The sequence below is a fragment of the Limimaricola cinnabarinus genome, from assembly GCF_002723615.1.
Taxonomy (GTDB): Bacteria; Pseudomonadota; Alphaproteobacteria; order Rhodobacterales; family Rhodobacteraceae; genus Limimaricola; species Limimaricola cinnabarinus_B.
The window spans coordinates 1-12,935 of sequence record NZ_KZ304986.1 but is presented as its reverse complement, the minus strand read 5'-3'; the positions used below and the strand labels follow the sequence as shown (position 1 = coordinate 12,935).

General features: G+C 61.7%; 12 protein-coding genes and 2 pseudogenes. 3 read left to right on the top strand and 11 right to left on the bottom strand.

All coding sequences use genetic code 11. The features are described 5' to 3' along the window. The 9 genes from CJ301_RS19415 to CJ301_RS17310 form a co-directional block, all read right to left on the bottom strand. The coding region (locus tag CJ301_RS19415; protein WP_437438425.1) for a helix-turn-helix domain-containing protein at positions 1 to 126 on the bottom strand (126 nt) is incomplete at its 3' end. A 343-nt stretch (positions 127 to 469) separates the two neighbouring features. Next, the gene (locus tag CJ301_RS17350; RefSeq protein ID WP_216823331.1) at positions 470 to 1,828 is read right to left on the bottom strand and encodes a c-type cytochrome; all 1,359 of its coding nucleotides are present in this window, start codon (positions 1,826 to 1,828) and stop codon (positions 470 to 472) included. A gap of 97 nt (positions 1,829 to 1,925) precedes the next feature. Further along, on the bottom strand, positions 1,926 to 2,303 hold the full coding sequence (locus CJ301_RS17345) for a hypothetical protein (protein WP_099278611.1): 378 nt from the start codon (positions 2,301 to 2,303) through the stop codon (positions 1,926 to 1,928). A gap of 7 nt (positions 2,304 to 2,310) precedes the next feature. Continuing rightward, entirely contained in the window at positions 2,311 to 4,857 is a 2,547-nt protein-coding gene (ctaD, locus tag CJ301_RS17340) for a cytochrome c oxidase subunit I (RefSeq protein WP_099278610.1), read from the bottom strand. Continuing rightward, complete coding sequence (coxB, locus tag CJ301_RS17335) at positions 4,854 to 5,825, bottom strand: cytochrome c oxidase subunit II (protein ID WP_216823329.1); 972 nt, start codon at positions 5,823 to 5,825, stop codon at positions 4,854 to 4,856. Before coxB ends, ctaD begins: the two co-directional genes overlap by 4 nt. Before the next feature lie 27 nt (positions 5,826 to 5,852). After that, positions 5,853 to 6,638: a cytochrome c oxidase assembly protein gene (locus tag CJ301_RS17330; protein ID WP_162620605.1), complete on the bottom strand. Its 786-nt coding sequence runs from the start codon at positions 6,636 to 6,638 to the stop codon at positions 5,853 to 5,855. A 738-nt stretch (positions 6,639 to 7,376) separates the two neighbouring features. Further along, a protein-coding gene (locus CJ301_RS17320; protein WP_099278606.1) for an IS3 family transposase occupies positions 7,377 to 8,503 on the bottom strand; the annotation gives its coding sequence in 2 pieces (ribosomal slippage) (positions 7,377 to 8,239 and positions 8,239 to 8,503; 1,128 coding nt in all). Positions 8,504 to 8,595: 92 nt separating this feature from the next. Continuing rightward, positions 8,596 to 9,114 (bottom strand): type II toxin-antitoxin system YhaV family toxin, encoded by a 519-nt coding sequence (locus tag CJ301_RS17315; protein ID WP_099278605.1) that lies wholly within the window; start codon positions 9,112 to 9,114, stop codon positions 8,596 to 8,598. After that, the gene (locus tag CJ301_RS17310; protein WP_099278604.1) at positions 9,111 to 9,437 is read right to left on the bottom strand and encodes a type II toxin-antitoxin system PrlF family antitoxin; all 327 of its coding nucleotides are present in this window, start codon (positions 9,435 to 9,437) and stop codon (positions 9,111 to 9,113) included. Before CJ301_RS17310 ends, CJ301_RS17315 begins: the two co-directional genes overlap by 4 nt. 222 nt (positions 9,438 to 9,659) lie before the next feature. Here CJ301_RS17310 and CJ301_RS19360 point away from each other — a divergent pair, with 222 nt between their 5' ends. Beyond that, positions 9,660 to 10,046, top strand: coding sequence for a Rap1a/Tai family immunity protein (locus tag CJ301_RS19360; RefSeq protein WP_367869652.1), 387 nt, complete (start codon positions 9,660 to 9,662; stop codon positions 10,044 to 10,046). Positions 10,047 to 10,092: 46 nt separating this feature from the next. Here the strand turns inward: CJ301_RS19360 and CJ301_RS17305 are convergent, their stop codons facing one another. Beyond that, positions 10,093 to 10,788 carry a hypothetical protein gene (locus CJ301_RS17305; protein WP_099278603.1) on the bottom strand — a complete coding sequence of 232 codons (696 nt, stop codon included), beginning with the start codon at positions 10,786 to 10,788 and terminating at the stop codon, positions 10,093 to 10,095. A gap of 197 nt (positions 10,789 to 10,985) precedes the next feature. Then, a pseudogene (locus CJ301_RS17300) lies at positions 10,986 to 11,177 on the bottom strand (transposase); the annotation flags it as partial. 243 nt (positions 11,178 to 11,420) lie between these two features. Here CJ301_RS17300 and CJ301_RS17295 point away from each other — a divergent pair. After that, positions 11,421 to 12,506, top strand: a pseudogene (locus CJ301_RS17295) (Mu transposase domain-containing protein); the annotation flags it as partial. Further along, on the top strand, positions 12,503 to 12,935 hold a 433-nt coding region (locus CJ301_RS17290; RefSeq protein WP_162620604.1), incomplete at its 3' end, for an ATP-binding protein. The pseudogene CJ301_RS17295 and the gene CJ301_RS17290, both read left to right, overlap by 4 nt.

The window sequence follows — 12,935 nt, the reverse complement described above, 5'->3', positions numbered from 1 at the left end:
GCCGGGCGGAGCAGAGAACGCCATCATCTTGGCTACGCTGTCGCGCGAGATGTTGAAATGACGCGCCGCCTTCCGCTGGCTCATCCCCTCGGCACAGGCCAGTCGAACCTTGCGATACAAGTCCACGGTGAAAATCCTCCCGCCCTCCCTGCCTCCAGAAAGGGTAAAGGTGGACGACTTTTACGCCGCCCGCAGCAGGCTCACCCCGCCGCTACCGCGGCCGACTTTCTCACCGCCGTTCTCACTGGGTCAGTTCTCGGTGACAGCCAACAGGTCCGGGGAAAATCCGGATGGATCAGGCAGCTTGGTGATGGTAGTCTCTTCTGTGGTTGCCGCCCGTAGTGCAAGAAGCTTTTGACAGTATTGGCTTGTGATCGATTGCGAACTTCTTGTCGCTGACCCTTTGCTTGGGGTCAGCCAACCGCGCCTGTCGCGCACCCCGCGTGGCGGGCAGGCGCAAGGGTATCTGCTAGGGCTTCGCTTTCGCGAGGCTGGAATACCACGCCGAGACCGCCTCGATCTGCTCCTCCGTCAGATTCCGGGCAATCTCGTCCATAACATGGGCGAAGCGCGTTCCGCCGCGGCGGCTTTCCTTCCAAAGCCGCAGATGCTTGCTGAGATACCATTCAGGCTGACCAGCCAGATACGGATAAAGCGGATTCCTTTCCCGGCCCGCCGGACTATGACAACTCTGGCAGGCGGGAACCTTGCGCTGTCCAAACCCTTCAACGGCGATGCGCTGCCCCAGTTCGAGGACGTCCTCGCGGGTCGAGGGCGGTCCTGCACTCGCCGTCAGCGGGATCTCGGCATAGGCAAGATCGCCTGCGCCCTCCAGGACCCCGGCCTCATCCTGAGGCGTATCCAGTGGCATGAGAAAGGTTTCCATCGCATCGCTGGCGAGCCCTGCATCCACGACTGGAGCGTCGTCGACCGGATCTACGGCCAGATTCGGAACCTCCGCTTCCGGGCCGAGAACCGCAGCATCGCCCGCTCTCTCCAGAGGCACAGGCTGATCTGCGAAATAGCGCGCGAGTTCCTCTAGGACCTCCGATGGATAGCGGCTCGCGGGCGGCTCCATGAATCCGCTGTCCCGCCGCCCGAGCGCAAAGGCACGCAACGTCGCGTAGAGATATGGTGCGGGCTGACCGGCAATGATCGGAAAGGCGTCCTCGGCGTCGCCTTCCCCGCGGCCCAAGCCGTCGCGTCCGTGGCAACGCACACAATCCGCGAGGGCGTTTTCGAAGATCCCGTCGAGAGCCGCGGTGGTCTCGCCACCTGGTTCGAGGTCGTTATCCGCGAGCCCTCCGCCCAAGGCGAGTTCGGCGTATTCGGTGCGTGTCATTTCGGGGAGGGCACGCAGGAACGCCACCTGGGCCCATACCTCGTCATCCCGCTCTTGCGCCGGCCAGGCCGGCATGCCGGAATACTTGATCCCGTTCTTGACCATCCAGAACAGTTCCTCGTCGCTCCACTCGTTCACCTTTTCCTCTAGGCGCGGAGGAGCGGGGGTCATCTCTTTCACGACCGGGGATTGCGGCACGCCCGGCGCGCCATGACACGCGGCGCAGCCCGTCGCATAGTGGCCGGCAGAGCGACGCACGAGCGCCGGATCGTCGAGATTGAGATCCTTGGGCTTCACAATCAGCATCGACTGCGTCTCGACGGCGTTCTCCATGGTCCAGCCAAGGTACCATCTCGTCACAGCAAAGTGCCCCGACGAAGCAGCAATCGAGACCAGCCCCGACCAACCGACAAGAAGCGCGCCAGCGATACCGATAACCGCCAGCCCCGCCACCCTCTTCCAAGTCAGGACGACCTTCAGTCGCATTGTAAACGCTCCCCGCTTCATGACGGTGCCAGTGACAATCCAACACTCAGACTCGCTGGCAATTGGGAGAGATTCCGCGAGCTTCGCCGGACAAGCTTCATCGGCAGTCCCAGATCAACAGGACCGGCATCGTTTCGAAGATCACGGCCACGAACGAAAGAGCGGCCAAGAGCAGGGTCGAGAACTCGAGGAACCTCTCCCGCGCCCTCACCGTATACTGGTCATTCCGGAAGCCGCCGCCGTCGGCGCGCCACTCGCGGAACGCTCGGCGTAGAATGAGCGCGATCAGCCCGAGTGAGACCACCGTAACGACGATGACCGCCACCCGCGTGCTGACGATCTCCTTGAAGGGATCGGCGTTAGGGGCGCAACGATAGGCGGCGAGAAAGTAGCTGAACAGAAAGTGGAATCCCCAGACAATCGGTGCGGCGATCAAGGTCCAGAGATTGTCCTGCGTCTTTCCGAAAACCTGCATTTCCGCCTCACGCCAGCATCGGGAAGAAAGCGATCGTTGCAACGGTCAACACCACAGTAGCGGCCATGAAGTGCCAGTATAGCACGACATTCCACAGATCCATGTCGTGCTCGGGCGTCAGCCGCCCGGTCAGGGACCGGGCCAGGCAATATGCGAGCATCAGGCTTCCCACGACGCCGTGAACAGCCGTCCAGATCGCCAGAACCCAGACCGTCGCCGGATAGACATGGACTGTCGGATTCAAACCGGTCACGAAGGGACCCCAGAGCAACGCCGCGCTGGCTCCGAAAGACAGAATGGCGCCGCTCGCCATCAGCGCGCGGGCCACACCGACTCGTCCGGCACGATTGAGCCTGCGCGCGAGCAGGCTCGCGCCCCATGTCGTCGCAAACAGAAACAGCGAGACGCTCGGCCACAAGATGCCCGGGCCGACCTCTGCCGACGGAGGAAAATCGATGTGGATCGTGAAAAAATAATAGTATCCGAAGATCAGGCCGATGAAAGCGGTCGCATCGCCGGTCATCGTGATGAACATCGCCCACCAGCCGATCGATTGCGGCCCCGACTTGTAGAGCGGAAGCGTGAGGCCGAGCCCGACGTCTTTCTCCGTCTTCTCTGGAATCTGCGCGGTGCCGCGCCAGAGCCAGACGATGATCGAGACGGCCGCGAGCCCCATTGAGATAATCGTGGCGGCCCACCAGTGGAATGTTGCGAAGATGAACACGGCGCCGGTGAAGACCGCGGCAATCATCGGCATAAAGCTGGGACCCGGCACCCGCAGGCATTGCAGCGGCTCGCCGTCGAGCACCGAGGTAATCAGAGTTTCGCGCTTCATCTCCTGGGCGTCAGGCAGGTAGAACCGTCCCTTGTCGACATCGTCTATGAAGTTCGGCTGCTCCCAGAGAGGATAGCGCGAGGTGATAATGGGGACCGACCGCACACCCCAGTCCTCGCCAGGCATCTCGGTCAGCCATTCGAGGGTTCCAGCGTTCCAAGGATTCCGCTTCGCGTAAGGCGCGTTGCCGCGCGGACGCAGCACGTCCCAGACGATCACGAGGAAACCGCTGGCGAAGACGAAGGCGCCGATGCTGGAGACGAGGTTGGCGGTCCCGACGCCCAGCTCCTCGGAGTAGGTCCAGACGCGGCGCGCCATGCCGGCCAATCCGGAGTAATGCATCGGCAGGAATGCGACGTTGAAGCCCACGAACATGAGCCAGAACGCCACTCTTCCGAGCTTGTCGGAGAGACGCCGACTGCCGACTATCGGCCAATAGTAATAGATCCCCGCCGCCAACGGAAACAGCATCCCGCCGATCAGCACATAGTGAAGGTGGGCGACGATGAAGTAGGTATCGTGCGCCTGCCAGTCGAAGGGGACCAGCGCGACCATGACACCGGTGAGCCCGCCGATCACGAACGTAGCAAGGGCCCCCGAGACGAAGAGCATCGGTACCGAGTAGATCACGCGGCCGGTGAGAAGGGTGGCCAGAAACACGAAGATCTGCACGCCTGTCGGTATCGCCACCGCCTCCGAAGCAGCCGAGAAGAAACCGAGCGAGATCGAAGGCAGGCCCGTGGTGTACATGTGGTGCACCCAGAGCCCGAAGGAGATGAACCCGGTCCCCACCGCCGCGAGCACGATCCACGAATAGCCGAGGATCGGACGCTGTGCGAAAGTGGGCACGATCATCGCGACCAGCGCGATGGCCGGCAGGAACACGATGTAGACCTCCGGATGGCCGAAAATCCAGAACAGGTGCTGCCAGAGGACCGGATCGCCGCCGCGGCTCGGGTCGAAGAACGGCCAATCGAACATCCGCTCGAGTTCGAACAGGATGTCGCCGGCAATCAGAGGCGGGAACGCGAACAGGATCATTCCCGCGACTACCAGAACGTACCAGGCATACAGCGGCATGAGGTTCAGCCGCATTCCCGGAGGACGGCATTTCAGCGTTCCGACGATCAGCTCGACCGCCGCGGCGATCGAGGCGACCTCGATGAAGGACAGGCCCAGCAGCCAGATGTCCGGCCCATAGCCCGGGGTGTACTGCTCGTTCGTGGTCAGCGGCGGATACATGAACCAGCCGGCGTTCGGCGCCGCGCCGAAGAAGATCGAGCCGCAGACGAAGACGCCGCCGATTAGGAAGCACCAGAACCCAAAGGCGGACAGACGCGGGAACGGAAGGTCTCGCGCTCCCAACATCTGCGGCAGGAGAATGATCGCGACAGCTTCGAAGATCGGCACGGCGAAGAGGAACATCATCGCCGTGCCGTGCAGGGTGAAGACCTGGTTGTAGAGAGTGGCCGACAGGAAATCGTTTTCTGGAACGGCAAGCTGCACCCGCACCATCAGCGCGAGAACACCGGCGAACAGCATGAAGCCGAAAGCCGCTGCCGTGTACCAGACACCGATTTCGGTGTTGTTGACCGCCGACCAATAGCGCCACCCCTTCGGCGCCGCCCAGACTTTCCGAAGCCGCTCTTCCTGGCCCCGGCGGACCTCCTCGTCCTCCTGGTCCGGCTCGGCCGGAGTTTCGATGGTGCCGTCAGTCATTCGAGGGACCCCAACCATTTCGCGATGCGGGCAATTTCCCCGTCCGGCAATACGCCGAATGCCGGCATCTCGACCCCCGGCTTGAGGTGGTCAGGGGAAGCGATGAATGCGGCAATGTTCTCCTCCGTGGCCGGGAGAAGGCCTGCCGCGATGGTGCGCCGGCTGGCCAGGTGCGTTAAGTCGGGGCCCACGTCCCCGTCGGCCGGCGTTCCCCGAACCGAATGGCACGCCGCACAGCCGTTCTGCATGAAGAGATCGAGACCCGGGCTGTCAGCGACCGCTGCAGGCTCGGCCTGCGCCCTGACATACGCTTCGAAGTCGGCGTTGGTCACGACGACCACGCGAAATTCCATCTGCGCGTGAGCCGTGCCGCAGAACTCTGCGCAGGCGCCATTGAAGACGCCGAGCTCGGTCGGTTCGAGTATCAGCCGGTTTACCCGGCCGGGTATCGCATCCATCTTTCCGGCAAGCGGCGGTACCCAAAAGGAGTGGATCACATCCGGGCTGCTGAGGAGAATCTCGGTGCGCTGATCCACCGGTATCCAGATCTCGTTGGCGCTGGGGATCCCGCCCTGCGGAAGGTTGCGCACCACACCGGGATCGCCCTCGACACCGTAGGCAATGCGCCACCAGAACCGCTCGCCCGAGACCGCGATGGTCGGGCCGTCGGCGGGGCGGCGCAATTCGGGCATCATCTTGAGGCCCCAGAACAGCAACCCCGCCAGAACGACGGTAGGAAAGATGCACCCACCCCAGATGATGAGGCGCAGGCCGCTCTTTTCGCTATGCTGCCCGGGCGTGGCCTTGGTCGCATAGTAGCTGATCCCGATCACGACGATCCAGATTGCGACAGCGCCGGCCAGCATGATCCAGAAGAGTGACAGCACCCGCTCCGCCTCGACGCCGGCTGTGTCGAAGGTTGATTGCGGGCCTTCGCAGGCGGAAAGAAGGAGAACGATGAGCAACATACTCGCGACGCTATGCCTGTTCATTCGCTAACGCCCTTCTGTGCCCCGCACGGTCGCTCGCCCGTTCGCCGGATGCGTCTTCTCCATTTTGCCGAACCATACAGCGACGAGGGCGACCATGGCCATGAGATACATCATCGCTCCGGCCGTCATCATAAGAAGCCCAGCAAGCTGCTGGTCTTCGAGCAGCGAAAAGCCCCATGCGGCAGGACGGGCACCGTAGCTTGCGTAAAATGCCGTCGGAGCGAAGGCCAGCAGGGCGCCGACGATCAGTGAAAATTTGAAGGTGATCACGAGCGCAATCATACCAGCTCCGAATTCTTGGCCGCGCATCTGGCAGATCGCGGTCCAGAAGAGTAAGGCGGAAACGAAGAGCGATGCATGCATGGTTGAATGTACGACGCCGTCATTCAGCGAGAGCGCAATCGCCGACGGGATATGCCAGATCAGGAACACGACCAGCTGCAGAACGGTTGCAACGCTGATTGCAGTCGCCCAACTCCAGCTCCTTCGCCACGAATTGGATGCAGCGAGGAGCGCGAGTTTCCTCTGCCAGCTCCTCGGCAGCGCGCGCATTGTGGTGGGAATGGGTAGACCGAGGACAAGAAATGGAGCCGCCAGACCCATCAGCACGATATGTTGGCCCATATGAGCAGCGAAGAGGTTCTCGCCCAAAGCATCCAAAGGCCACACTAGGGCCGCGATTAGGCCCATGATGCCCAGGAAGAACGAGCACACGCGCCAGACAGGGACTCCACGATTCCGCCCGGCCTTTTTCCAAGCCAGATGAACGCCTCTCGTATACACGGCCACGGCGATCGCGACCGGCAGAATGACGGAAGGTTGCAGAGACCAAGCCGTCCAGAGAGCATGCGGCGCCAGAGGCGTCCCATCGGTATGGGCTTGAAGTGGAGGCGCGGCGGCGATGAAGAATAGAGGCAGGCACGTCTTCCATCCGCTATCAAGTGTAAGGAGCTCCGAGCGTCCGCTCGACGCTGTTGTATGTAGCACGATTCTTTTGACCCCTACTTCCTGCACCTGTGCTAGTTCCTGACCCGCTCATGACCGCAACACGCCGAGGCGTGCTAGGCTTTCCGAGACCGCCCCCACCGTTGCCGCCAATGGCTTCTAACTGTCGAACCGTCTCGTCTCAGGGCGGGTGAGGTTATCCAATGTCCGGCTCCCACGTTGCAATTGTCTTAGAGTGCCGGTCAGTGCGAAGCGGGGAGAAGTCGTTGCGGTGAGCCGGGTTCATCTTCATGTCTTCCTGAAGCGCAGCCGCTCCGAGCTTCTCTTCGCAGGCGCTTGCGATGGCATATCATCGTCATTCAGAGCTTTCGTGAACATGATCTTTTCCATTTCTGTCCGCCTCTTGGTGACCGAACAGCTCTGCATTTGTGTGCGCATTACGGACATGTTCGAACTCGAGGGTGGAATGGTTGATGGCAAACTCCTGCTTCAGCTCCTTCTTGACCGCCGCCTTCACCGCCTCGAGGCGGTTCCAACCGTCGTCAGCTTGAGCTGCCCCAACTGAGTGCTCCAGGTTAATTGTTAATGCATGGTGGGCCTCCGGTCGATGGACACGATGCTTTCCGGCGCCGGCGGGCGATAGCCAAGGGCGCTGTGGGGCCGGACGGTGTTGTAGTGCCTCCGCCATCGCTCGATCAGGATCTGGGCCTCGCGCAGCGTGTAGAAGATCTCCCCGTCGAGCAGCTCGTTGCGAAAGCGGGCATTGAAGCTCTCGCAGTAACCGTTCTCCCAAGGTGATCCGGGTTCGATGAAGGCGGTCTTGGCACCCACGGCTTCGATCCAGTCTCGCACCTTCGTGGCTACGAATTCAGGTCCATTGTCGGAGCGAATGAACTCAGGCGGCCCGCGCAGGATGAACAGGTCCGTCAACGCATCCACCACGTCGGTGGAGTTGAGCTTTCGATCGACACGGATCATCAGCGCCTCCTTCGTAAACTCATCGATGATATTGAGGATGCGGTAAGCCTGGCCGTCATGCGTCCGGTCCTGGACGAAGTCGTAGGACCACACATGGTGGGGCCGCTCCGGTCGCAGACGAACGCACGAGCCATCGTTCAGCCACAGCCGGCTTCGTTTCTTCTGCTTCTGGGGGACCTTCAGCCCCTCGCGTTTCCAGATGCGCTCGACCCGCTTGAGGTTCACCTGCCAGCCAGACTGCTTCAGCAGCGCCGTGATGGGACGGTATCCGTAGCGGCCATACTGGCGCGCCAACTCGATGATGTCCGCCGTCAGGCGCGCTTCGTCCGGTCGGCCGCGTGGCACCTTTCTCTGCGTGGAGCGGTGCTGGCCCAGCGTGCGGCAGGCGCGGCGCTCGGACACCCCCAGCTCCTGCCGCACATGGTCGATGCATTGGCGTCGGCGCGAGGGGCTTAGAAGTTTCCCTGCGCCGCCTCGGCCAGGATGAGCTTGTCGAGCGTCAAATCGGAGACCGCCCGCCTGAGCCGTTGGTTCTCTTTCTCGAGCTCCTTCAACCGCTTCAGCTGGCTCCGGCTCATGCCGCCATATTGCCGGCGCCATCTGTAGTAGCTCTGCTGCGTGATCCCGACCTGGCGCACCGCATCGGCGACCGGCATGCCTTGCCCGTGCAGCACCTCGATCTGCCGCAGCTTCAGCACGATGTCCTCGGGCTTTTCGCGCTTTCCAACCATCCTGTAGTCCTCCTCCTGACGAGATAAATCTATCTCAGTGGGCGGAGCACTCCATTGGGGGCAGAACATAGGAGCTCTCCCCGACGCCCTCCTCAGCGGCCAGGCTCGGCCCCGAGGCCTCTCTCGAACCGCTCCGCCGCACCCATGGCCGCTTTCATCAACGCGTCGAAATCTTCTGGCGGGTTGCCGTCGTTCAACATCCCGGTGAAGGTCGCATAGGCATCGGTTTTGCTGCCATAGGCGCGCAAGGTCTTCTCGTCGTTTACCCACGCAAGCACGATGATCTTTGCCTCACTGCTGAACCGGTAGAACAACCGATACTGCTGGAAGAACTTTGCTCGGAACCAGTGCCGGCGGTGATCGCCAAGTGTGTTGCCCTGCCGGAAGTCTCGGGCGCCCGGATCAGCTGGTATCGCCTCGGTCACCAGCTTGAGAATTGCAGCCAATCGCTTCGTGCAGTTCTTCCTGTGCCAGTTCTGAGGGTCGCGCGCCTTACGGCCTTCGACCTCAGCGATCAGCGCTTCCAGCTGTTCAAGGAAGACTGGGTGCGCATAGATCGACCATCCGTTGATGACGAGCGGCGCTTCGGCGGGCGCAGCACCGCCAGTCATTCGTCCTCAGGCGACAGTGGCTCACCGAGATCGATTTCGACCTCTCTGACCAGTGCCTTCAAGCGGTCATGCAAGGCACCCTCGAACGCCTGAAGACGTTCCGGATGCGCTGTGATGTCAGCTGCGATGAAGTCGAGGAATGCACCAAGCGCGGGATCTTCTTCTTCGGCATGCACAGGCTCGATATAGACACGGCCGTTCGGCTCGGTGCAGTAGCGAATTGTATCACCCTTGTCCAAGTGCAGCTGCTTGCGCACGCCGCTTGGCACGGTCGTCTGATAGCGATCGGTGAGCTTCGAGACATCATGAGCGAGCGCGGTCACAGCAGACTCCTGAGCAGGTTGGCCGTTTCGACACCAGGTAGATAATGCATTTGCATTGTCATGTCAAGTTGGGCACAGATTCCCGCTATGAGAGAATGAGGAGTCGAGTTCTCACCCCAAGAGACGTTCCCTATGGTCATGGTCGGTCGCAGCTGGTTTGGCGATCGCGGTCCATGCCGCTGGTGCATGGTGCCGCTCCCATAAGCTGAGATTGAGTGAACTTTGCCTGTCAGAACCGCTTTGCTCGCAGTCTCCCTCGCCTCCGCCTACGCATCAGGCACCCACGCACAGGGCGCTCCCGGCGGGTCGTTGGTCGAACTTTGCAACAGTGAATCTCAGACGGATAACTTGGTGTGCACGGCGCTGATTATCGGGACGACCTCAGGCATGCGGTATGGGGTCGACGCTGGTGCCATGGCGATGGGCGCTGACGTCGAAAACCTTCACATAATCGGCCACGAAATTCTAAAGGCATGCACTCCACGAGACGCAACGGGTGGTCAGTTGCAGGCTATCGCTCTCAAATTTCTAAGAGCCCACCCCGAATTTTGGCATGAGCATTCCCCTGCCATCGTCCATCGAGCGCTGACGAAAACGTTTCCCTGCTGACCCACAAACGGTCCGCATCCAATCAGACAGTCAGTCAGGAACCCGATCAGGATCCCATCCAGCCCGGATAGGCTTCACGCAGAGCGTCCAGGTCAGCGCGGTAGTCGAGATACGCCTGCGCGCGCTTGTCTGGGAAATGACTGCCATGCTTCTGCACCTTGTCGAGCGCCTCGACAAAGCCCCGCACATAGGAGGCTCCGGCACCATAGAAGCTCTCGTAGCGGCCTGGCTTGAGCTTTGCCTCGGGCAGCTGGCGTTCGACATTCACTCCAATGTCTTTGGCGATGAGGAGCATATACTTCCTGACCGCGTTCGGGCCTCTCTTGGGTGCGTTCGGTTTGATCTCGGGTGCGGCAGGCTTGGAGGGCGCTGGCTTAGCGCCGAACTCGGGCGCGTCGGCGCGGTTCGCATAGTAGGCCAGGCCATCGCGGTCATAGTTGGCGAGGTGATGATCGCCGTTGTCGTCAATCCAATCGTTCTCTGCCTCGGCATCCCAGCTCCTGAGCACGGCAGAGGGAGCAGATCCGTTGCTGACGCCAAAGGAGCCAGTCGGTGCGTTCTTGTCTTCGATGATCGCAGCGTCGAGCTTCTTCCTCAGGTTCTTGTGGAGAACCCAGGCCCTGCGTTCCGGATTCCACTTCGCTGTTTTGAACTTGCGGCGAAACCAGCCCTTCTTGGCATAGGGGAGCCTGACGATGAGCGTGTCGCCCTCTCGCTCGTATCCGATCGCGTTTCCCAACATCGAAATCTCCTCGCAGCCTGTGTCTGTTCGCACTTAGAAGATTGTGCCCGATCGCCTAGATCGAAGCCTGATCGACAAGAAAGCTGCGGCACACCGCTCGCCCGCCTAAACATGCCAAGGAAGATTTGTCGGGAGGCATCCAGTAGTCCCGTAATGGGGGATCGGGATACTCGTGCCTAAGGTAAGAGAAGCGCTCTTAGGGTGTGCAGGAAGTCGGTCCAGAAGGTCTCGGCTTCCGAGGGACCAATGCTGAGACCGATGATTTCACGGCGCCCATCCGTGTTCACGGCCACGGCGATTATGGCCGCAGCCGAGACGATCCGTCCGCCCTGACGCACCTTCAGGTAGGTGGCGTCGAGCCAGAGGTAGGGCCAGTCACCAGCCAGGGGAGTAGGTGTCTGCGAAGAAGATGCGTTCAATCGCAGCAACCCGGAAACGAGCGATCCGCGCTGGCGCGGCAGTCCGTCCGCAGTCAGCCAGGCAGCCGGTCAGTATTTATCGGTATGCGCCCATCTATACCGGTATACCTCCAAAAATACCGGAGTATACCGCTGTTAAATCAACGCACTACGCTGCGCCTCACCACACTGATAGGGAAGAGACGCCACGGATGGGTCACTTAACGAACCAAACCGTTTTGTCGTTCCTGTCATAGAACCAAGCTTCCTCTCGAGGCGGCGACAGCGGAAGCCTGGGTCGATGGCCACGTTCATGCCTTTGCATTCTTCGGCAAGGTGCCCGCCTCGGTCCTCTACGACAACGACCGCTGCCTGGTGGCGAAGATCCTGCCGGACGGAACGCGCAAGCGCGCCACGCTCTTCAGCGGGTTTCTGTCGCACTACCTGTTCCGCGACCGCTACGGCCGGCCCGGCAAGGGCAACGAGTGAGCCATTGAAGGCGCCATTGGTTCGAGCCCAATGGCGAACGGCAACGCGGAGGGTCTGGTCGGCTACTCGCGCCGCAACTTCATGGTGCCGATCCCGCGGTTCGCAAGCTGGGACGCGTTCAACGCCTATCTGGAGGGACAGTGCCGCAAGCGCCAGGCTGATGTCCTGCGCGGCCAGTCCGAGACCATCGGAGAGCGGCTCGCGCGGGATCTGGCAGCGATGGCCGACCTGCCGGCCGCGCCGTTCGATGCCTGCGATCAGGCCACCGGACGGGTCAGCTCCCAAGCCCTGGTGCGCTACAGGACCAACGATTACTCGGTGCCGGTCGCCTATGGCCACCGCGATGTCTGGATCAGGGGGTATGTCGATGCGGTCATGATCGGTTGCGGCGGTCAGGTCATCGCACGCCATCCCCGCTGCTACGGCCGCGAGGACATGGTCTTCGACCCGGTCCACTACCTTCCGCTGATCGAGCGCAAGATCAACGCCCTGGACCAGGCGGCCCCCTTGGCCGAATGGGACCTGCCGCCGGCGTTCGCGACCCTGCGACGCCTGATGGAGGCGCGAATGACCAAGGCGGGACGGCGGGAGTATGTGCAAGTCCTGCGCCTGCTGGAGACCTTCGACATCGACGATCTCCACGCCGCCGTGAAGAAAGCCCTGCACTTGGGCGCGGTCGGCTTCGATGCCGTGAAGCATCTCGTTCTCTGCCAGGTCGAGAAACGGCCGCCGAAGCTGGACCTCGATGTCTATCCCTATCTGCCGCGCGCTCATGTCGCGTCCACGAAGGTGGCCAGCTACATGTCGCTCCTGTCGGGAGATGCGGCATGATCGACTCGCCGAAGATCCTGCTCGCGGATCATCTGAAGACGCTGAAGCTGCCCACCTTCCTGCGGGAACATGAGAAGCTCGGCCGCCAGTGCGCCATCGAGGGGCTGGACCATGTCCAGTTCTTGGCCCGCCTGGTCGAGCTGGAGCTGATCGACCGCGAGCGCAGGATGGTCGAGCGCCGCATCAAGGCCGCGAAGTTCCCGGCGACCAAGAGCCTCGACAGCTTCGATTTCAAGGCGATCCCCAAGCTGAACAAGATGCAGGTGTTGGACCTCGCCCGAGGCGAATGGATCGACCGGCGCGAGAATGTCATTGCCTTGGGGCCCAGTGGAACCGGCAAGACCCATGTGGCCCTCGGGCTGGGGCTGGCCGCCTGCCAGAAAGGGCTGTCGGTGAGCTTCATCACGGCGGCTGCGCTGGTCAACGAGC